Origin of the sequence: uncultured Salinicola sp. (assembly GCF_937921195.1) — a bacterium.
Taxonomy (GTDB): Bacteria; Pseudomonadota; Gammaproteobacteria; order Pseudomonadales; family Halomonadaceae; genus Salinicola.
The window spans coordinates 66,556-85,913 of the sequence record NZ_CALFQK010000166.1 but is presented as its reverse complement, the minus strand read 5'-3'; the positions used below and the strand labels follow the sequence as shown (position 1 = coordinate 85,913).

General features: G+C 64.5%; 18 protein-coding genes. 12 read left to right on the top strand and 6 right to left on the bottom strand.

Annotated features, from left to right (window positions below; all coding sequences use genetic code 11):
* Window positions 1-27 precede the first annotated feature (27 nt).
* Window positions 28-1,011 (bottom strand): nucleoside-specific channel-forming protein Tsx, encoded by a 984-nt coding sequence (locus Q0602_RS18935; protein WP_298846688.1) that lies wholly within the window; start codon window positions 1,009-1,011, stop codon window positions 28-30.
* Between the two features lie 361 nt (window positions 1,012-1,372).
* On the opposite strand from Q0602_RS18935, the gene Q0602_RS18930 reads away from it, so the two are divergent.
* The 7 genes from Q0602_RS18930 to Q0602_RS18900 all read left to right on the top strand — a co-directional run bounded on the left by Q0602_RS18930 (window position 1,373) and on the right by Q0602_RS18900 (window position 7,787).
* Window positions 1,373-2,644: a NupC/NupG family nucleoside CNT transporter gene (locus Q0602_RS18930; protein WP_298846685.1), complete on the top strand. Its 1,272-nt coding sequence runs from the start codon at window positions 1,373-1,375 to the stop codon at window positions 2,642-2,644.
* Between the two features lie 115 nt (window positions 2,645-2,759).
* The gene (gene deoC, locus Q0602_RS18925) at window positions 2,760-3,533 is read left to right on the top strand and encodes a deoxyribose-phosphate aldolase (RefSeq protein WP_298846682.1); all 774 of its coding nucleotides are present in this window, start codon (window positions 2,760-2,762) and stop codon (window positions 3,531-3,533) included.
* 28 nt (window positions 3,534-3,561) lie between these two features.
* Window positions 3,562-4,902, top strand: coding sequence for a thymidine phosphorylase (gene deoA, locus Q0602_RS18920; protein ID WP_298846679.1), 1,341 nt, complete (start codon window positions 3,562-3,564; stop codon window positions 4,900-4,902).
* 13 nt (window positions 4,903-4,915) lie between these two features.
* Complete coding sequence (locus tag Q0602_RS18915) at window positions 4,916-6,136, top strand: phosphopentomutase (RefSeq protein WP_298846676.1); 1,221 nt, start codon at window positions 4,916-4,918, stop codon at window positions 6,134-6,136.
* Window positions 6,136-6,864: a purine-nucleoside phosphorylase gene (deoD, locus tag Q0602_RS18910; RefSeq protein WP_298846673.1), complete on the top strand. Its 729-nt coding sequence runs from the start codon at window positions 6,136-6,138 to the stop codon at window positions 6,862-6,864. Before Q0602_RS18915 ends, deoD begins: the two co-directional genes overlap by 1 nt.
* Window positions 6,861-7,286 carry a cytidine deaminase gene (locus tag Q0602_RS18905; RefSeq protein ID WP_298846670.1) on the top strand — a complete coding sequence of 142 codons (426 nt, stop codon included), beginning with the start codon at window positions 6,861-6,863 and terminating at the stop codon, window positions 7,284-7,286. Before deoD ends, Q0602_RS18905 begins: the two co-directional genes overlap by 4 nt.
* 93 nt (window positions 7,287-7,379) lie before the next feature.
* Window positions 7,380-7,787, top strand: a complete 408-nt coding sequence (locus Q0602_RS18900) for a GNAT family N-acetyltransferase (RefSeq protein ID WP_298846668.1) — start codon at window positions 7,380-7,382, stop codon at window positions 7,785-7,787.
* On the opposite strand, the gene Q0602_RS18895 is transcribed toward Q0602_RS18900, so the two are convergent.
* Genes Q0602_RS18895 through Q0602_RS18885 form a run of 3 tightly spaced genes read right to left on the bottom strand, consistent with a single transcriptional unit; the run spans window position 7,762 to window position 11,509 of the window.
* Complete coding sequence (locus Q0602_RS18895; RefSeq protein WP_298846665.1) at window positions 7,762-8,724, bottom strand: formylglycine-generating enzyme family protein; 963 nt, start codon at window positions 8,722-8,724, stop codon at window positions 7,762-7,764. The two genes, Q0602_RS18900 and Q0602_RS18895, sit on opposite strands and share 26 nt — an antisense overlap.
* 14 nt (window positions 8,725-8,738) lie before the next feature.
* Complete coding sequence (locus Q0602_RS18890) at window positions 8,739-10,175, bottom strand: sulfatase-like hydrolase/transferase (RefSeq protein WP_298846662.1); 1,437 nt, start codon at window positions 10,173-10,175, stop codon at window positions 8,739-8,741.
* Between the two features lie 32 nt (window positions 10,176-10,207).
* On the bottom strand, window positions 10,208-11,509 hold the full coding sequence (locus Q0602_RS18885; RefSeq protein ID WP_110715885.1) for an MFS transporter: 1,302 nt from the start codon (window positions 11,507-11,509) through the stop codon (window positions 10,208-10,210).
* Between the two features lie 270 nt (window positions 11,510-11,779).
* On the opposite strand from Q0602_RS18885, the gene Q0602_RS18880 reads away from it, so the two are divergent.
* The 3 genes from Q0602_RS18880 (at window position 11,780) to Q0602_RS18870 (ending at window position 14,271) form a co-directional block, all read left to right on the top strand.
* Window positions 11,780-12,703: a sugar-binding transcriptional regulator gene (locus tag Q0602_RS18880; RefSeq protein ID WP_162619795.1), complete on the top strand. Its 924-nt coding sequence runs from the start codon at window positions 11,780-11,782 to the stop codon at window positions 12,701-12,703.
* Between the two features lie 148 nt (window positions 12,704-12,851).
* The gene (locus tag Q0602_RS18875; RefSeq protein ID WP_298846648.1) at window positions 12,852-13,871 is read left to right on the top strand and encodes a DnaJ domain-containing protein; all 1,020 of its coding nucleotides are present in this window, start codon (window positions 12,852-12,854) and stop codon (window positions 13,869-13,871) included.
* A complete protein-coding gene (locus Q0602_RS18870) occupies window positions 13,864-14,271 on the top strand; it encodes a hypothetical protein (protein WP_295039758.1) in 408 nt (135 codons plus the stop codon). Before Q0602_RS18875 ends, Q0602_RS18870 begins: the two co-directional genes overlap by 8 nt.
* 28 nt (window positions 14,272-14,299) lie before the next feature.
* Here the strand turns inward: Q0602_RS18870 and Q0602_RS18865 are convergent, their stop codons facing one another.
* Both Q0602_RS18865 and Q0602_RS18860 read right to left on the bottom strand, forming a co-directional pair.
* Window positions 14,300-15,316, bottom strand: coding sequence for an NADP-dependent oxidoreductase (locus tag Q0602_RS18865; RefSeq protein WP_298846644.1), 1,017 nt, complete (start codon window positions 15,314-15,316; stop codon window positions 14,300-14,302).
* The gene (locus Q0602_RS18860; protein ID WP_295039751.1) at window positions 15,313-15,528 is read right to left on the bottom strand and encodes a DUF3820 family protein; all 216 of its coding nucleotides are present in this window, start codon (window positions 15,526-15,528) and stop codon (window positions 15,313-15,315) included. The genes Q0602_RS18865 and Q0602_RS18860 overlap by 4 nt, the downstream gene beginning before the upstream one ends.
* A 193-nt stretch (window positions 15,529-15,721) precedes the next feature.
* On the opposite strand from Q0602_RS18860, the gene Q0602_RS18855 reads away from it, so the two are divergent.
* Both Q0602_RS18855 and Q0602_RS18850 read left to right on the top strand, forming a co-directional pair.
* The gene (locus Q0602_RS18855) at window positions 15,722-17,305 is read left to right on the top strand and encodes a BCCT family transporter (RefSeq protein ID WP_298846640.1); all 1,584 of its coding nucleotides are present in this window, start codon (window positions 15,722-15,724) and stop codon (window positions 17,303-17,305) included.
* Window positions 17,302-19,326 carry a CocE/NonD family hydrolase gene (locus Q0602_RS18850; RefSeq protein ID WP_298846638.1) on the top strand — a complete coding sequence of 675 codons (2,025 nt, stop codon included), beginning with the start codon at window positions 17,302-17,304 and terminating at the stop codon, window positions 19,324-19,326. Before Q0602_RS18855 ends, Q0602_RS18850 begins: the two co-directional genes overlap by 4 nt.
* Window positions 19,327-19,358 lie beyond the last annotated feature (32 nt).

The following is a 19,358-nucleotide window of genomic DNA, read 5'->3' as shown; positions in this document are numbered from 1 at the left end:
CTCGTCGACGAATCCACTCCAGCAGCGTCAGAACTGCCAGCCAACGCCGAAGTAGTAACCCCATCCGGTGGAACGCAACTCGAAGCTGTCGCCGTGACTGTTGGGGAACGGCGCCATCTCGCCATCGTTCCACTGGCCGCCGTTGTGGAAATAGCGTGCCACTGCCATGAAGCGCAGATGCGTGAACTGGTACAGCAGCACGTTGGTCGCCACGGTCGACTCGTTGGTACGGGTCGGATCGTTGTCGCCCAGGTCCGAACCGAAGTCGTGGTTGGTGAAACCGACGTAGACCAGCGACGCACCGTTATCGAAGCTGCCCAGCGGATAGGAGTAGTTCAACTGCGCGCGGTAGCCGTCCCAGGAGTGCTCGTTGGCGGCACCGTAGTTTTCCCACTGGCGACGCTTGTAGAGATTGAACGAGAGCCCGAGCGGCGAGCCGGTATCGATATCGGTGCCCAGGCCGGCATAGAGCGTGTTCTGACGGCTCTCCGTGGTATGTCCCCAGTCGAAGATATAGTCGAAGGCGACGAACCACTCCTTGAACGGGCCGAAACTCAGGTCCTGGCCGGTCATGTCGTCGATGGAGAGACGCGGCTCCAGCTCCATGAACACCGGCGACCCCTTGTCGAAGATGCCACTGTCCGCTGCATTGCCGACACCGAAGAATTTCGGGAAATCGATATAACCGTAGAGGTCCAGCGGCCCCTTGCGACCGAAGAATTCGTACTCCAGGTAGATATCGTCGACCTGCTGCGGCCCGAACCGGATGTTCTTGCTGCCGATGACGGTGAGGTTCTGGTGATACCAATCGGACAGATAGGGCCCGTCGGCGGTCTGCCCCTCTGCCGCCGGCCCTTCGTCCGGCGTCTCCTGCTCGATGACCGGCGCGTCGCCCTGACCGTCGGCGGCCCAGGCCGGGAACGCGGCCAGCGTCATCGCCCCCAATCCCAGCGACACCGACAACGCCAGATGGCGAGATCCTCCTTTCGGCCACCATTCCATAGCACCCATTGGCCGTGCGATTCGTTCTACCATGCCATTCCCCTACTCTTATTGTGTTGTCATCGTGCCGTCATTGCGGCTGCGTCATCGTCCAGACGGTTATCGCCGATTTGTGACTATTTTTTCATTCCCCTGACCGCCTGTGGCTGGCACAGGCATGCCATCGCGTCACTGCTACGCAATAGTGACTCGGAAATAGGTCGTAAAGCACTACATATGGGCCCATTCTTTGTCCAAAAGTACTCTATGAGCTTGTGAGAATAAAAACAACAAGTGACGGGGAAAACCAAAAAATGTTAAAAACATCTCAAGAAGATGTCCTGTCGAAAGGCGTTTTCTACCCATCAGGACCAACACCAAGGACAACAACATGACACTCATCATGGGCCTGGTCGGCGTCGTCGTGCTGCTGCTGATCGCGCTGATCTTTTCGAGCAACCGCAAGGCGATCAGCCTTCGCACCGTCATCGGCGCCTTTGCCATTCAAGCCGGCATCGGTGCCTTCGTGCTCTACGTGCCGTTCGGCCAGGCCGTGCTGGGATCGGTCTCCAGCGCCGTCAGCCAGGTCATCAGCTATGCCAACGACGGCATCGGCTTCCTGTTCGGCAACCTGGCCGATCCGACCAATGTCGGCTTCGTCTTCGCCATCAAGGTGTTGCCGATCATCATCTTCTTCTCGTCGCTGACGGCCGTTCTCTACTATCTGGGCATCATGCAGTGGGTCGTGCGGATTCTGGGTGGCGCGCTGCAGAAGGTACTGGGCACCTCGCGCACCGAGTCGCTCTCCGCCACCGCCAACATCTTCGTCGGCCAGACCGAGGCGCCACTGGTGGTGCGCCCGTTCCTGGCCAGCATGACCCGCTCGGAACTGTTCGCGGTCATGTGCGGCGGGCTTGCGTCCGTTGCCGGCTCCGTTCTGGCCGGCTACGCCGAGCTCGGCATCCCGATGGAGTATCTGATCGCCGCCTCGTTCATGGCCGCGCCAGGCGGTTTGCTGTTCGCCAAGATCCTGATGCCGGAGACGGAGAATCCCGACGATGACACGCGTCAGGCCAAGGATGTACTGGAAGCCGAGGACAAACCGGCCAACGTACTGGATGCCGCCGCTTCCGGCGCCTCGTCGGGCCTGATGCTGGCCGCCAACGTGGGCGCGATGCTGCTGGCCTTCATCGGCCTGATCGCCCTGATCGACGGCATCCTGGGTGGCGTCGGGGGCTGGTTCGGGATGGATTCGCTGAGCCTGTCGATGATCCTCGGCTGGTTGTTCTCGCCGCTGGCGTTCGTGCTCGGCATTCCCTGGCATGAAGCGACACTGGCGGGCTCGTTCATCGGCCAGAAGCTGGTGGTCAATGAGTTCGTGGCGTACATCAACCTGGCCCCCTATATCAGCGGGGATACCGTGGTCGAGTCGACCGGCCAGGCGATGTCCGCCCATACCGCCGCGATCCTGTCGTTCGCGCTGTGCGGGTTCGCCAACCTCTCATCGATCGCGATCCTGCTCGGCGGTCTGGGCACGCTGGCGCCCAGCCGCCGGCCCGAGATCGCCCGCTACGGCCTCAAGGCCGTACTTGCCGGCACCCTGTCCAACCTGATGTCGGCCACCCTGGCCGGGATCTTCCTGTCGCTGGCCGGCACGGCCTGAACCGGGATGCGTATCGCATGATCGCCATGAAACCCCGGCAGACTCGGCGGAGACATGCCGGGAGCCGGGCTCGGCAGGAAGCCGCCACCAACACGCCGGACAAGGAGATAGGAAGATGAGCAGTCTCGAGCAAGCCGCCAGCCGGGCGCTGGCCATGATGGACCTCACCTCGCTCAACGATGACGACGATGACGCTACCATCCGGACACTGTGTCGTCGTACCGACACGCCGTACGGCGCCCCCGCCGCGGTCTGCCTCTACCCGGCGTTCATCGACGCGGCGGATCGCGAACTGACGGCCATGGGAATTCGCGACCGGGTACGGATCGCCACGGTGACCAATTTCCCCGACGGTAGCGTCAACGTCGAGCGCGCCTGCCGCGAGACCCGGGCAGCCGTCGCGGCCGGTGCCGACGAGGTCGACGTGGTATTTCCCTACAAGGCGCTGATCGGCGGCGATGCCGAGTCGGGACGCGCCCTGGTCGCAGCCTGCCGCGACGCCTGCGGCGATCGGCTGCTCAAGGTGATACTGGAAACCGGCGAACTCGAGGATCCGGCGTTGATCCGCCAGGCCGCGGATATTGCGCTGGAGTGCGGTGCGGACTTCCTCAAGACCTCCACCGGCAAGGTGGCGGTCAACGCTACGCTGGAAGCCGCCGACATCCTGCTCTCCGCCATTCGCGACAGCGGCCGCGACGTCGGCTTCAAGGCGGCCGGCGGCATCCGATCCACCGAGGATGCCAAGGCCTACCTGGATCTGGCCGCCGGCATCATGGGCGAGGCGTGGCTCACCCCGGCGCACTTCCGCTTCGGCGCTTCCGGCCTACTGGATGCGCTGCTCGCGACGCTGTCCGGCGACGACACCCAACCGACCGGCGGCGGATACTGAATCAGGTCGACCACGAGCGGAGAGTGCCATGCTGACGCAGGAAATCATTCGACGTAAGCGCGATGGACAGACCCTCGACCGCAAGATGCTCGATCTGGTCATGGGCGGCATCGCCGACGGCAGCATCGGCGACGCGCAGATCGGCGCGTTCGCCATGGCCGTCTATCTCAACGGCATGAACCGGGACGAGGCGGTGGCGCTGACCGAATCGATCCGCGACTCCGGGCAGGTGATGCGCTGGGGCGGCCCCGACGATCTCGAGTGCGCCGGCCCGGTACTCGACAAGCACTCCACCGGCGGTGTCGGCGATCTGGTATCGCTGATCCTCGGCCCCTGGGTCGCCGCCTGCGGTGGCCATGTACCGATGGTCTCCGGGCGCGGCCTCGGCCACACCGGCGGCACCCTGGACAAGCTCGAATCGATTCCCGGCTACGACGTTACGCCATCCGACGCCGTTTTCCGCCGCCTGGTGAAAGAGGTCGGCGTCGCGATCATCGGCCAGACCGGGTCGCTGGCGCCGGCCGACAAGCGCCTCTATGGCGTGCGCGACGTGACCGCCACGGTGGAGTCGATCCCGTTGATCGTGGCCTCGATTCTGGGCAAGAAGCTCGCCTGCGGCCTCGAGACGCTGGTGATGGACGTCAAGGTCGGCAGCGGCGCCTTCATGCCGACGCAGGAAGCGTCCCGGGAACTGGCCGAGGCGATCGTCACCATCGGTTGCAGTGCGGGCACCCGGACCAGCGTACTGTTGACCGACATGAACCAGCCGCTGGCCGACTGCGCCGGCAATTCACTGGAAGTCTTCGAGGCACTGCGGCTGCTTGGCGGTCATGGTAAAGAGAGCCGCCTCTATCAGGTGACGCGGTCGTTGGCCCAGGAGATGCTGCTCCAGTCCGGCCTGGCCAGCGATGCCGCAGATGCCGACCAGCGGCTGGACCGCGCGCTCGACTCCGGCGAGGCTCTCGAGCGCTTCTCGCGCATGGTGCAGGGGCTCGGCGGCCCGGGCGATCTGGCGGAGCGTGCCGGCCACTATCTCCCCACCGCCCCGGTCACGGTCGATCTCGAGGCGGATCGGGCGGGTTTCCTCAGCGCCATCGACACGCGCGCGCTCGGCCTTGGCGTGGTCGAGTTGGGCGGCGGCCGACGCAACGCGGGTGACGCCATCGATCACCGAGTCGGCCTCTCACACATCGCCCCGCTCGGCCAGCGCATCGAACCGGGGCAGCCGCTGGCACGCATCCATGCCGTGGATCGGGCCGCTGCCGACGCCGTCAGCCAACGCCTGCGTCGCGCCTTCGACCTGAGCGAGGTGCCCGTCGAGCAGCCGCCGCTGGTTCACGCCACGCTGCGTCAGGAAGACCTGTCATGAACGAGGAGAAGAGATGAAACGTGCGATTCTGCTGGTCCTCGACTCCTTCGGCATCGGCAACGCCCCGGACGCCGCGGACTACGGCGACACCGGTTCCGACACGCTCGGCCATATCGCCCGCTATCGCGCCGATGCCGGCCGGCCGCTCGAGCTACCCAACCTGGCTCGCCTGGGGCTCTATCACGCCCATCGGCTGAGCACCGGCGACTGGGCGGCCGGCGTCGACGTTCCCGACACCGTCGAGGGTGCCTGGGCCTGCGCCCGCGAAATCTCCTCCGGCAAGGACACCCCCTCCGGCCACTGGGAGATCGCCGGCGTACCGGCACTGTTCGAATGGGGCTACTTCACCGAACGCGAGAACAGCTTCCCGCCAGACCTGCTCGAGGCGTTGATCGAGCGCGCCGATCTGCCCGGCGTGCTCGGTAACTGCCACGCCTCCGGTGTGCCGGTGATAGAGGCGCTGGGCGAAGCGCACATCGCCAGCGGCAAGCCGATCGTCTATACCTCGGCGGATTCCGTGTTCCAGATCGCCGCCCATGAGACCCACTTCGGTCTCGATCGCCTGTACCGACTGTGCGAGATCGCCCGCGAACTGCTGATGCCCTACAACATCGGCCGCGTCATTGCCCGACCGTTCATCGGCGAAACGTCGGAAACGTTCGAGCGCACCGGCAACCGTCGCGACTATGCCATCGAACCGCCGACGCCGACCGTGCTGCAGAAGCTGCACGACGACGGCGGCAGGGTACTGGGCGTCGGCAAGATCGGCGACATCTACGCCCATTGCGGGGTCAGCGAAGTGCGCAAGGCCCACGGCTTCGAGGCGCTGTTCGACGCCACCCTCGCCGCCATCGGCGACGCCGGCGATCGAACCCTGGTAATGACCAACTTCGTCGACTTCGACACCCTCTACGGCCATCGCCGCGATCCGGAAGGCTATGCCGGCGCACTGGAAGCCTTCGACCGGCGCCTGCCGGAGGTGATGGCCAGGCTCGAGCCCGGCGACCTGCTGATCCTCACCGCCGATCACGGCAACGACCCGACCTGGCGCGGGACCGACCACACCCGTGAACAGGTGCCCATCCTGGTCGCAAGTGACAGGCTGGCCCCCGGCAACTACGGCCGCCGCGAAAGCTACGCCGATATCGGCCAGACCCTGGCCGAGCATTTCGGACTGACCTTGATGGACCATGGGCGTTCACTACTGACGGAATCGCCCCAGGGAGACAACTGATGGCAACCCCGCATATCGACGCCCAACCGGGCGCCTTCGCCGACACCGTATTGATGCCTGGCGACCCGCTGCGAGCCCAGTTCATCGCCGAAACCTTTCTCGACGATGTGGAGTGCGTCAACCGGGTGCGCAACATGCTCGGCTTTACCGGCACCTACCAGGGTCGCAGGATATCGGTGATGGGCAGCGGCATGGGCATTCCTTCCTGCTCCATCTACGCCAAGGAGCTGATCACCGAATACGGTGTCGAGCGGCTGGTCCGGGTCGGCTCCTGCGGTGCGGTGCGCGACGACGTCGCGGTCAACGACATCGTCATCGGCATGGGGGCGAGTACCGACTCCGGCGTCAACCGCGCCCGCTTCGGCGGTCACGATTTTGCCGCCATCGCCGATTTCGAGCTCGTCCGCCATGCGGCGGACGCCGCCCGTGAACGCGGCACGCCCGTGAAAGTCGGCAACCTGTTTTCGGCGGATCTGTTCTACACGCCGGACGTCGACTTCTTTCAGACCATGAAGCGCCACGGCATTCTCGGCGTCGAGATGGAGGCCGCCGGCCTGTATGGGGTCGCCGCCGAGTTCGGCGCCCGCGCGCTGACCGTGTGCACCGTCTCCGACCATATCCTCGCCGGCGAGGCGCTCGATGCCCAGGCGCGCCAGACAGGCTTTGCCGAGATGATGGCGATCACCCTGGAAGGGCTGCTGCGCGATGACCGGGAGACGAGCCGATGAGCGACATCCAGGTACCCGACGACGTCCGGCGGACGGCACTGAACGTTCGCGATCACGCCTACGTGCCCTACTCCGGCCACCCGGTGGGCGCGGTGCTGATCAGCGAGAGCGGCAAGACCTACGCGGGCTGCAACGTCGAGAGCGCCAACTACAAGGGCCTCTGCGCCGAGGCCAGCGCCATCGCCGGGCTGATCTCCAGCGGCGAGCGCGAGATACGCACGATCTACGTCATCGGCCCCGGCGAGCATCTCTGCACCCCCTGCGGCGACTGCCGGCAACGCATTCGGGAATTCGCCACGCCGAAGACCCGGATCGTGGTCCTCGACGGCAAGGGCAGCCCGCTCAAGCGCTATACCATGGACGAACTGCTGCCCGACTCCTTCGGCCCGGAAAACCTGAACAAGACCTCGGGGATGCGCTGAGCGATGTGCGATGACCTCGCCTTTCGCCCGGCAACGCCCGACGACCTGAGCGCACTCTGGTCGATTCGAAACCGGGCGGCGAGGATTCAGTGCGTGGGGCACTACCCGCCCGCCGCACTGGATACCTGGCTTGCCGCCGCGCCGAGCGACGGTTTCCGACATCTTCTTCGACAGGGTCACGCGATCGTGGCGGAACGGGATCGGAGCATCGTCGGCTACACCGTCGTCGATGTCGGCGAACGGGAGCTGGAAGCGCTGTTCGTCGCACCGAACCATTTTCGTCGCGGTCATGGTTCGAAGTTGCTGGCACGCGCAGAGGAGCTGGCCAGGCAGGAAGGCATCGACATCTTGACGCTGTCCGCCGCGCTCAACGCCATCGACTTCTATCTCGCCCACGGTTACGAACTGCTCGCCCTTGACGACTACGCTCATCGCAGCGGGGTGAGGTTGAAACGCGGCGTGATGCAGAAGTCGCTCAAGCTCCTGGGCCGATCGTCCTGAACCCGACATTACTGCTCGAAGCTGCCGGTGTGTTCGATGTCCGTGCCGCGTTCCGGTAGCGATTGCAGTACGAGTCGTGGCACAGAAACGAGCCGCCTCGCATCACGCGGCGCGCGACGTCGGCCGGTCCCGGCGGGTTGCTCAACGGCGAGCGCGCGTAGTAATCGGGGTCGAAGCCATCGCCGCACCACTCCCAGACATTGCCGACCGTCTGATACAGGCCGTAACCATTGGGCGGGAAAGCCTCGACCGGCGCGGTTAAACGCCAGCCATCCTCGATGAGATTGGTGTGGGGGAAGTCGCCTTGCCAGATGTTGCAGCGCCATGTCCCGCAGTCGTCCGTCACGTCGTCACCCCAGGGATAGCGGCATCCCGCCAGCCCCCCACGCGAGGCGTACTCCCATTGTGCTTCACTGGGCAACCCGCGCCCCGCCCATTGACAGTACGCCACGGCATCGCGCCAGCTGACGTGAACGACAGGATGATCCAGCAGGTCATCCACCGTCGACAACGCCCCGCCCGGGGCGCGCCAATGCGCACCCCGTACCGCGACCCACCACGCCATGCCGTCGAGGGCGCCGAGCACGTCCTCCCTCGGTGCCTGAACCTGATGGCGAAACACCGCCGAGACTCCCCACCGCTCGGCCTCCGTGCGATATCCCGTGGCGTCGACGAAACGCGCGAAATCGCGGTTGGTAACGGTGGTCGCATCGATGACGAACGCGTCGAGATAGACCGCATGCGTCAGGTGTTCGCCATCGCGACGGTTGGCGATGTCGGTGCCTTCACCCATGACGAACGAACCGGCGGGAATGGCCGCCTGCTCGATCGGATGGCTACCGGCTCCCGCCAGTCGACGTGGAAGCCCGTCGGCCCCGGCCTCCGGGTTCTTTCGTGCCGAAGTCGGGGTACAGCAGGCACGACCGTTCGATGCCATTCGAAACGCCCCCTTCAGCGCCAAGGCGCCGCCCATGTCGACGTATGGGTCGCGCTTTCGGCCCGCCAACGCGCGATCACCTGGTGGAGGTGATCGCGCAGCGCTCGGCAGGAGGGGTCGTCCCAGCGGTTGTCGAGCTCGTCGGGATCGCTTTCCAGGTCGAAGAGCTGCCCCTCGTCACTGTCGACGAAGGTCACCAGCTTCCAGCGGTCGTCACGCACCATGGTCATCAATTCGGTGTCGGTCAGGATGAAATCGCGGGCGTGCTCGGCGAAGACGTGCTCGCGACCCGCCCACGCCTCGCCCTGCAGCGCCGGCAACAGTGATTGCGCTTCCATCCAGGCCGGCGGTTCGACACCCGCCAACTCGAGAACGGTCGGCCCCAGATCCATGAGCGAAGTCAAACCTTCGATGCGCTGGTTCCCTCGCACGAACTTCGGCCCCCAGACGATCGCGGGGACATGCACACTCGACTCGTACATATTCCATTTCTGGCTATGACCGTGGTCGTTGAGGCAGTCGCCATGATCCGAGGTGAACACGATGATGGTGTCCTCGAGGACGCCACGCCTCTCCAAGGCGTCGAGCAGCCGCCCGACCTGCGCATCGATCATCGTCACGTTGGCATGATAATGGCGCCGCTGGCGGACCATCTGCTCGGGGGTCGGATGCTCCAGATGCTTGACCGCGTCATGATCGCTGTCGAGATGGTTCTGGCGCAGCGCCCTGAGCGGCGCCGGCTGACTGGCGATATCGTCCGCGCCGCCGACCGGCATCGGCACGTCACGCGTCTCGAACGGTTGGAGGTATTCAGGCGTGGGATCGTAGGGGGGGTGCGGTCCGGGAAATCCAATCTGCAGAAAGAACGGCTCGTCACCGGGGTAACGCTCGAGCCACATGGCCGCGAAGTCACCGACGAAGTTGTCGGCATGCAGCTCGGCAGGCGCCTCCCAGACGAAAGCTCCCAGGCGATCGTCATAGTCGGCGCGGTGACGGTAGGTCACCCGGCTCGGCTTGTCGACGCCCCGGGCCCACAGCGCCTTGTCCCACTGGTCGAGGAAGAACGGCAGGTTGGGATGGTCGCGATCCTTGTTCTCGACCACGTGGCGCTCGTGGAAGCCGAGCGGCGTCTCGTACGGGAAGGTATGCATCTTGCCGATATTGGCGCAGCGGTAGCCCGCCTGCGCCAGTTGTTCGACCCACGAATGCCGCCACGGCTCGTCGTTTCGGAACACACCGGTGCTGTGCGGATAGAGGCCCATGAACAGACTGGCTCGTGACGGTGCGCAGGATGGCGCCGTGACGTAGGTTCTCGCGAAGGTAGTGCCCTCCTGGACCAGCCGATCAAGATTCGGAGTGATCGCGTGCTCATGTCCCAGTGCGTGGATCGTGTCGAATCGCTGCTGGTCCGTGATCACGAACATGATATTGGGAACTTTCCTCTCTGACATGGACGCGGCTCCTTGCTCCATTGATGGCGATTTCACAGCTCGCTGCGATAGGTTTCGGTGATCGCGATGACGCAGGCGAGGCTGACCAATGTCATGGCAAACAGATAGAGCGCCGGCCCCCAGTAACTACCGGCGAAGGCACTGGCCAGCGCGGCGGCGATCAACGGCGTCGGTGCACCGCCCAACAGCGCCGAGCCCTGATAGATCATGCCGAGCGAGGTGTAGCGTACGCGCGTCGAGAACATCTCGGCGAAGAAGGTGCCCTGAATGGTGAACATCAGCCCAGTGCCCACCGCCTGCACCACGATGATGGTCGGCCAGACGACCCAGGCCTCTCCGGTGGACAGCAGGGGAAAATAGGCCAGCCCCCCGATGGCGCAGACGACGATGCCCGCCATGTAGACCGGACGGCGCCCCACCCGGTCGGAGAACATGCCGATCAACGGTGTCAGGAAGACCTGTACCGCGGCGGACATGACGAAACCGGTCAGCATCATCTGCTGCGACAATCCCAGCGTCGACGTGGCGTAGGCGATACCGAAGACGTTGATGACGTTGAAGGTCACCGCATCGGCCATGCGCGCGCCGAGTCCGAGCAACAGATGGCCCGGTTGCTCGCGAAGCAGGCTCATCAACGGGATGTGGCGCGCGGGCTCTTGTGTCTTTCGCTTGCGGAAGACTTCCGTCTCTGGCAGCGAACTGCGAAGGAACAGGGCGAAGACGAGAAAGACACCGCTCAGCAGAAACGGAATCCGCCAGCCCCACGCCAGAAAGCTCGACTCCGGCAACAGTTGGACCAGGGAGAAGACCCCGGTAGAGACCAGCAGCCCCATCGGCGTACCCAACTGGTGAAAGCTGCCCATCAGCCCGCGCTTTCGGCTCGGCGCGTTCTCCAGCGCAACCAGCGCACCGCCGCCGAATTCACCGCCTATTCCCAGCCCCTGCACGATACGAAGGGTAATCAGCGCCGCGGGCGCCCACCAGCCGATCGATTCGTAAGTCGGCACGAGCCCCATCAACAGCGTGCATACGCCCATGATGAGAACGGTGATGATCAGCATCGTCTTGCGACCGTGCCGGTCTCCGAAGTGGCCGAACAGCAACGCACCAATGGGGCGGGCGATGAAACCGGCGGCGAAGGCGCCGAACGAGGCCATCAGGCTGACGGAAGCGTCGGCATCGGCGAAGAACAGTTGCGGAAACACCAGCGCCGAGGCGATGCCGTAGAGATAGAAGTCATACCATTCGATGAAGGCACCGCTGAACGCAGCAAATGCCGCCTTTCTGGATTTGCCCTCTGACCGCGTGGGGTCCTGCAGATCATCGACGCTCATGACATTCCTCTCGTTTGGCGAACCCCGTCAGGAGGCAGCGGGCCCATGACCCAAGTTGTCGTTGGTGATCCAGTCACGATGAGACGGCGCATGCTAATGCTCGGATGAGCGCCATTAGTCTCAAACGAGCAAGAGCGTATGCTGGTACTATCGCTCAGGGCAAGTTTTCGACCGACGACTACAACTAAGGATGTAGAGGGAGGCTTTATGACGGATGCCAGCAAAACTCGGCCACAAAGGGCTTCTGTCGGCGAGGATCAGATATTTGAGATGGTTCGTCGTTATTTCCTGGAGGACGAATCCAAGAGCGATCTGGCGCGTCACTTCGGTATCAGCCGTTTTCAGGTCGCGCGACTGTTGAAGGAGGCCCGGGAAACGGGGTTGGTCATGATCAGCATTCGCCATCCCGCGCAACTCTCACCGGAGATGGGTTTGGACGTGGCCGCGGCCTTGGGAATCGAACACGCGATTGTGGTGGACCGCATACCGGGCAGCGACCAATCCACCATCGAAGCCGTCGCCCATCGCCTTGCCATAGTGCTCGACGATGAGATCAAACCCGGCCAGACCGTCGGCATGACCTGGAGCCGTGTGATCGAGTCGATGGCACGCCAGATTCGCCAGTTGCCCACCTGCGAGGTCGTGCAGCTCGCCGGAGCCATCCACCTCACCGGCAACCGACTCGGATCCGTCGAGACCATTCGCATCATCGCAGAAGCCGCCAATGGCACGGCATACCCCATCTATGCCCCCCTGGTACTGCAGGAGGCCGAAACAGCGAGGGCGTTGGCGCGCCAACCCGATATCGCCCGCTCGTTGGCCCGAATCGAGGAGTTGGATATCGCCGTCGTATCGGTCGGTGCCTGGCGCCCCTCCGGCTCGGCGCTCTACAACATGCTGACAGCGAGCGAGGCCGAGGAGATAGCCGACAAAGGCGCCTGCGGCGAAATCAGTGGTCGACTCTTCGATCAGCATGGACAGGCCATAGAAAGCGAACTGGACCGTCGCGTTCTCGGTATCTCGGTGGACCAATTACGCAGAGTTCCCCGGGTCATCGGTACCGGTGCCGGTGCTTATCGAGCCCAGGCAACGATCGCGGCCGCCAAGGCTGGACTGTTCAATACCCTCATCGTCGACCGCAGTCTGGCCCAGGCCATTCTCGACCTTACCGGGTCGTTCACTGCCAACGCATGAGCAGCTCGATATATCGACTTGCAGCACTGGCCTATGCTTCAGCGGAACCTATCGGCGAGGCGCAACGGTGACGACTCTTCGTCGAGTTTGGGTATACTCGGAATCCAGCCAATGACGACAACAACCCTTTCTCCGCTTGGATTCATCGATGGCCCCAGCGCGCTTTTCCGCTTTCGAGCTTCTGCTGCTGAAAAGTCGTTACCCGCCGGATACCGCGGCCCTGCTGCTGTTGACGTGGGTCTACGTCAACAAGCGCGCCGTGCTTGCCGAGGACCGGCGCTATCTCGAAGTGCTGGCCAACGGCTATCGCCATTCCCGGGATCTCGACACGTTGCTGGCGATCGCCAGAGCCGACCTGAAGGCCATCCAACTGGCCGCCGAGGTGGTGTTACGCGAACGCGTCGATGAACAGTCGCATCCCTTCCTGCGGCGCGCGATCGGGCTGGCCACGAGCGAGGGCGATCTCAGCCCGCGCAATCACCACATCCTGCGCTTTCTCTCCGATCTTTCAGGCGTGACGCCGGCTGCTTTTGCACGGCTGTTCCGCGAGGTGGCCGGCCGCGCCCTGACGCCTCCCAGCGACCCCAGCCGACAGGCGTATTGGCAACAGCAAGAGCAAGCCGAGCCGGCAGCCGAGGCAGACACCGATACCCCGGCTCCCTCCCCACGCAGGACTCAGCGTTGGCTAGGCTGGCGAACCCGAATCCTGTCCGCGCATGCGCGGCGACGGGAGAATCGCCTTGAGCGTGACCGCCTGCGCCAGCAGGCACGTCAACGAGCGGAGCGGCGGCGCCAGGAAGAAGAACGCCTGCAACGGGCACGCCAGGCCGAGGCCCAGCGCCAGGAAGAGGAGCGCCAGGCCGACGCCCAGCGCCGGGAGCGAGCGCGTCAGGAAGAAGCCTCACGTCAAGAACAGCAGCGACGACAACGCCAGTGGCAGCAGGCGGCCGGCATCCCCCAACCCCACTACCGAATCCGGCTGGCCTTGCAGGTCCTGGAACTCGACGAGCATGCCTCCTCGACCGATATCAAACGCGCCTACCGCCGCCTGGCACAGCGCCATCATCCCGATCGCTTCCACGGCCAGGGCGACTTGCGAATATCCTTGGCTTCGCAGCGTTTCCAGCGGATCAAGAACGCCTACGACCTGTTGATGCAACATGCGTGATCTCTATCGCCGACTCGGCATCGCCAAGGACGCAACGCCCAGAGCCATCGTCAGGGCCGCAGAACGCTGCAACAATCGGACGCTGAAGGCCGATGCGCTGAGCGCTCTCGGCGACGCGGCGCATCGCGAAGCCTATGACGACCTGCATGCACTGCTGGACGACCTCGGCAGGCTGCGGGCGGGTCTGGGCATGACCCATGCCCCCCACTGGCAAGGGGACACCGCCAACGATTTTTCCTCGTCCCCCGAACGCATCGTGGTTCGCCAGGAACTGCTGACGCAACAGCTGCAGATCGCACTCAGCCGCCATCAGACGCGCTGGCGACGCTGGTCCTGGCTTGCCCTGGCAGTACTGATCGGATGGCTCGCCGCTTATGGCATCGGCCGCTGGCTGAGTTAGTGCCAGAGGAGAACCGAGACGTAGCCAATTAGCGATAGTCCATCTTCACTACCCGCTTGCCCAGATTGTCGCCATCGAATAGCCCTGTCAGCGCCCTGGGAACCGCCGCCAGCCCACCTTCGACGATATCCAGACGCCAAACGAGTTCGCCCGCTGCCACAGGCAGTTGGGTAGCGCGCTGGAACGCTTCCCACTCATGGAGATATTCGGGCGCGACGAAAGGGTGAACACTGACGCCCAAACCACCGAGTCGCGCCAGGTTGGCTGGCGCCCGGCGGGGTTCGGGCTGCTGGTATTGGCTGATCAGCCCGCACAGCACCACTCGACCGCCGGGGCGCATGAGGGTGTTGGCGATCTCGAACGCCGATCCGCCGAGACTCTCGAAATTGAGCGTGATGCCATCAGGTACGATCTCGCGCAGCCGCTCGGCATAGTCCAGCGCGCGGTGGTCGAGCACGTGCTCGAAACCGACCGCCTTCAACCACTCCCGCTTTTCTCTGCGTCCGGCGGTCACGATCACCTGCGCCCCGGCACGTCGAGCCCACTGCGCCGCCAGAGACCCCACCGCACCGGCAGCGGCACCGACCAGCACCGTGTCCGATGCCAACGGTCGGCCGATGCGGCACACTCCCAGCCAGGCAGTGAATCCGGTCATCCCTAGCGGATGCAGTCCCGCCAGGGGCGGTTCCGCCGACGCCGGATAGCGGATCAACCCAGCCCCGTCATGCTCCACCATCGTCTGCATCGGAAGATGCCCGAGCGCCCAGTCACCCCGTTGCCACATCGGCGACTGACTCTCCCCGACCCGAGCCAGCGCCCAGCCCGAGAGCACACTGCCAGTCTGCCATCGCGCGATATAGTCGTATCCCTCTGGCTGCATGCGGTTTCGCATGTAAGGGTCGACACTGAAATAATGGGGTTCCAGACGCAGCGATTTCCGGCGATCAATCGCCGCCGAACGCAGCCCGATGTCATCGGGCTGCAGTGGGCCTTGCGGCATTCGCCGCAGAAAAAGTTGTTCGACCAGCCCGGCTACCGGCGTCACCGCCGCTCTCTCAGAGGGTCCAAAAGCCCACTGAGGCCGTTGTGATCGATCTCGTGCATCAACGCCAGCAGACGCCCGATCTCCCCGTCGGGGAAGCCTTCCCTGGCGAACCAGTTCAGGTATGGGCCCGGCAGGTCGGCGATCAACCACCCCTCGTACTTGCCGAAGGGCATCTTGCGACTGACCAGTCTGGTGAGGTCTTCAGGCTCCATTGCGTCTCCTTCGTCGATTCCTGGCCGCATCATTCTACAGCGCCTGGCGGCCACCTCCGCCACCCTGCCCATGAGCTAGTCGCATGGCCTCATTCCCAGCGACCGCTTGCCCGACGGGGCGGCAAAGGCGTTAGGTTATACCGCCATGAGCACGGCGCATCGGCGCCTACGATAACGATAACGGGAGACGGCTATGCAAACGTCGCTGCGGCCACTGGTATTCTGGCCGACCTTTCTGATCCTGCTGGCAGCGGTCGTGGCCAGCTATGTCGATCTGGACGCGTTTCTGGCCACGGCCAGCGCACTCAACGATGCGGTCCTGACCAACTTCTCGTGGCTGTTCAGCCTGGGCAGCCTCTATCTGCTGATCATGGCGGTGATCGTCTATTTTTCTCCGCTCGGCCGTGTCCGCATCGGCGGCCGGGATGCCACGCCACTGCTGTCGCGGCTGCGCTGGTTCTCGATCACGCTATGCACCACGCTGGCCGTGGGCGTGCTGTTCTGGACCACCGCCGAGCCCCTCTACCACTACATGGGCCCGCCCGCCTCCAGCGGCCTGGAGGCCGGTTCCAGCGATGCCATGCTGTTCGCGATGTCGACCATGTTCCTGCACTGGTCGTTCACGCCCTACGCCATCTACGCCGTCCCGGCGCTGATCTTTGCGCTCGCCTTCTACAACCTGCGCCTGCGCTTTTCGATCTCGAGCATGCTGGAGCCGATCTTCGGCCCCAGGGTCAAACGCTTCGGCGGGCTGATCGATGCCATCTCGCTCTATGCGCTGGTGGCCGGCATGGCGTCTTCGCTGGGCACCGGCGCGCTGACCCTGGCCGGCGGCGCGGGCCAGTATCTCGGCGGCGAGACCAGCCCGCTGCGACTCGGCGTGATCATCGCCATCATCGTGGTGACCTTCGTGCTCTCTGCCGCCAGCGGTCTGCAGAAGGGGATCGCCCGGCTGTCGTCGTTGAATGCCGTGCTGCTCGCCATTCTCGGCGTGTTCATGTTCATCGTCGGCCCCACCGTCTTCTGTCTGGCACTGGGCGTCGAGTCGTTCGGCGTCTATCTCGACGGTTTCTTCACCAAGAGCCTGTTCACCGGCGCCGCCGCCGACGACCAGTGGCCGCAGTGGTGGTCGATCTTCTACTGGGCGGTGTGGTTCGCCTGGGCGCCGGTGGCGGCGCTGTTCCTGGGCAAGATTTCCCGCGGCTACACGGTACGTGAGTTCCTGCGCGTCAACCTGCTTTATCCGGCGCTGTTCGCCAGCGTGTGGATCCTGATCTTCTCCGGCACCGCGCTCTACTTTCAATCACATCTGGGACAGTCGCATCTGGACACGGGCGGCGCCGATCTCTATGCCGTGCTCAACGACCGCGGCGTCGAGAACGTGCTCTATGAGCTGTTCCGCCAACTCCCGTTCTCCCAGGTATGGATTCCGCTGCTGCTGTTCATCGCCTACATCTCCTACGTCACCGCGGCGGATTCCCAGACCGACGCCATCGGCAACCTCTGCACCCGCGGCCTGACCGCCGACTCCGATCTCAATGCCGGCGTCCCGATGAAGGTGATCTGGGGCGTGATCGTCGGCGTGGTCTCCTGGGTCATGGTCAGCTTCGTGGGGATCGACGGCATCAAGATGCTCTCCAACCTGGGCGGGTTGCCCGCCATGCTGATCGTGCTGCTGGCCACCGGCTCGCTGTGGGTCTGGCTCAAGCACCCCGATCGGCTCGACACGATGCCGACACGCAAGACTCCCTCAACCACCGCCAAGGACGAGGCATGAGAATCAGACAGGACTTCCCGCACCGCGTGCGAGAGATCGAGAACCAGTGGATCGTGCTGGCCGACGGCACTCGCCTGGCCGCCAGAATCTGGCTGCCGGAGGACGCCGAATCGAAACCGGTGCCGGCGATCCTCGAATACCTGCCCTACCGCAAGCGCGACGGCACGGCGGTTCGCGACGAGCTCACCCACCCCTGGTTCGCCGGCCACGGCTACGCCTGCGTGCGGGTCGACATGCGCGGCAACGGCGAATCCGACGGCCTGATGGAGGACGAGTACGCCCCCCAGGAGCAGGCCGACGCGCTGGAAGTGATCGACTGGATCGCCTCGCAGCCGTGGTGCAATGGCAAGCTCGGCATGATGGGCATCTCCTGGGGTGGCTTCAACGGCCTGCAGGTGGCCGCGCTCAGGCCCGAGCCGCTCAAGGCGATCATCACGCTCTGCTCCACCGATGACCGCTACGCCGACGATATCCACTACAAGGGCGGCAACATGCTGCTGGAGAATCTCGGCTGGGCGGCGACCATGCTGAGCTTCTCCGCGGCGATGCCCGACCCGGCGCTGGTCGGCGATCGCTGGCGGGAGATGTGGAAGCATCGCCTCGACAACATGCCGCTGCTGATGGATCCCTGGCTCACGCATCAGCACCGCGACGACTACTGGCGTCACGGCTCGATCTGCGAGAGCTACGAGAATATCGAAGCGGCGGTCTACATGATCAGCGGCTGGGCGGATTCCTACGTCAACACCATCCCGCGCATGATGGAGAATCTCTCCTGCCCGAAGAAGGCACTGTTGGGGCCGTGGATGCACAAGTATCCGCACTTCGCGATTCCCGATCCCGCCATCGGCTTCCTGCAGGAGGCGCTGCGCTGGTGGGACTACTGGCTCAAGGACATCGACACCGGGATCATGGACGAACCCGAGTGCACCTTCTACCTGCAGGATGGCGTGCCGCCGGCGCCCCGGTATCTGGAACGCCCCGGCCGGTGGGTTCGCACCCATGGTTGGCCCGCGCCGGTGGATGAGATCGAGGCGTGGTCGCTTGCGCTGGGCGACACCGGCCTGACGCCGAACGGTCGATTGAGCCAGGACCGCGCGATCGCCTCCCCGCTCACCGCCGGCTCGCTGCAGGGAGAATACATTCCGCTGTGGTTCGGTGCGGACTTCCCGCCGGACCAGCGCCGCGACGACGGCCTGGCACTGACCTTCGACTCCGAGCCCTATCTCTACGGTCTCGATATCCTCGGCCAGCCCACACTCACCGCCACGCTGACGAGTGCCGAGGATTGCGGCCAGTTGCACGTGCGCCTGTGCGACGTCGCTCCCAGTGGCGAAAGCGCGCTGATCAGCTACGCCACGCTCAACCTCAACCTGCGAGACGATTCGGCCACGATCACCCCGCCGGTACCGGGCGAGCCAATGGAGATACGCGTGGCGCTGGATCTGATCGGCTACCGCCTGCCCGAGGGGCATCGCCTGCGCGTGGCGCTCTCCAGTGCCAGCTTCCCGCTGGTGTGGTCGCCGAAGAAACGCGCCGACCTCATTCTCAAGGCCGGCACGCCGACGCTGTCGCTGCCGATCTGCAAGGCGGAATACGTACCCATGCCGTTCGAACCGCCGGAGAGCGCCACGCCCTGCCGTATCGAGACGCTGCGCGCTGGCCAGCCCAGGCGCACGATCAGTGAAGACGTGGGTAGCGGCGAGGTGACCGTCACCATCGAGGACGACATGGGCGACATTCGCTTCACCGATCACGGTTTGCGCGTCGAGCAGTGGGCGAAGGAGATCTACACCAGCCACCCCTCCGACGCCACGCGGACCCGCGCCGGGATCGAGTGGCACTACCGCGCCGGTCGCGACGAAGGCAATGGACAGTTCGCGGTGGAAGTGACCAGTCGCTATCGGCTGCACTGCGACGAGACCACCTTCTACCTGCGTGCCGAGCAGTTGGCGTACGAGGGCGAGACGCCGGTCAGCGAAAAATCGTGGGAGCGAGAGATTCCACGCACGGCGATCTGATCCCGGCATTGGCGTGTTATGCTCCGGAGCCG

What these genes read in the sequence shown, in the direction of transcription:
- deoD (WP_298846673.1), top strand. Translation starts at nt 6,136, where the DNA reads ATGGCAACCCCGCATATCGACGCCCAACCGGGCGCCTTCGCCGACACC.
- deoA (WP_298846679.1), top strand. Translation starts at nt 3,562, where the DNA reads ATGCTGACGCAGGAAATCATTCGACGTAAGCGCGATGGACAGACCCTC.
- Q0602_RS18905 (WP_298846670.1), top strand. Translation starts at nt 6,861, where the DNA reads ATGAGCGACATCCAGGTACCCGACGACGTCCGGCGGACGGCACTGAAC.
- Q0602_RS18880 (WP_162619795.1), top strand. Translation starts at nt 11,780, where the DNA reads ATGGTTCGTCGTTATTTCCTGGAGGACGAATCCAAGAGCGATCTGGCG.
- Q0602_RS18860 (WP_295039751.1), bottom strand. Translation starts at nt 15,528, where the DNA reads ATGGAGCCTGAAGACCTCACCAGACTGGTCAGTCGCAAGATGCCCTTC.
- Q0602_RS18855 (WP_298846640.1), top strand. Translation starts at nt 15,722, where the DNA reads ATGCAAACGTCGCTGCGGCCACTGGTATTCTGGCCGACCTTTCTGATC.
- Q0602_RS18870 (WP_295039758.1), top strand. Translation starts at nt 13,864, where the DNA reads ATGCGTGATCTCTATCGCCGACTCGGCATCGCCAAGGACGCAACGCCC.
- Q0602_RS18885 (WP_110715885.1), bottom strand. Translation starts at nt 11,509, where the DNA reads ATGAGCGTCGATGATCTGCAGGACCCCACGCGGTCAGAGGGCAAATCC.
- Q0602_RS18895 (WP_298846665.1), bottom strand. Translation starts at nt 8,724, where the DNA reads ATGGCATCGAACGGTCGTGCCTGCTGTACCCCGACTTCGGCACGAAAG.
- Q0602_RS18930 (WP_298846685.1), top strand. Translation starts at nt 1,373, where the DNA reads ATGACACTCATCATGGGCCTGGTCGGCGTCGTCGTGCTGCTGCTGATC.
- Q0602_RS18935 (WP_298846688.1), bottom strand. Translation starts at nt 1,011, where the DNA reads ATGGGTGCTATGGAATGGTGGCCGAAAGGAGGATCTCGCCATCTGGCG.
- Q0602_RS18850 (WP_298846638.1), top strand. Translation starts at nt 17,302, where the DNA reads ATGAGAATCAGACAGGACTTCCCGCACCGCGTGCGAGAGATCGAGAAC.
- Q0602_RS18915 (WP_298846676.1), top strand. Translation starts at nt 4,916, where the DNA reads ATGAAACGTGCGATTCTGCTGGTCCTCGACTCCTTCGGCATCGGCAAC.
- Q0602_RS18890 (WP_298846662.1), bottom strand. Translation starts at nt 10,175, where the DNA reads ATGTCAGAGAGGAAAGTTCCCAATATCATGTTCGTGATCACGGACCAG.
- Q0602_RS18875 (WP_298846648.1), top strand. Translation starts at nt 12,852, where the DNA reads ATGGCCCCAGCGCGCTTTTCCGCTTTCGAGCTTCTGCTGCTGAAAAGT.
- deoC (WP_298846682.1), top strand. Translation starts at nt 2,760, where the DNA reads ATGAGCAGTCTCGAGCAAGCCGCCAGCCGGGCGCTGGCCATGATGGAC.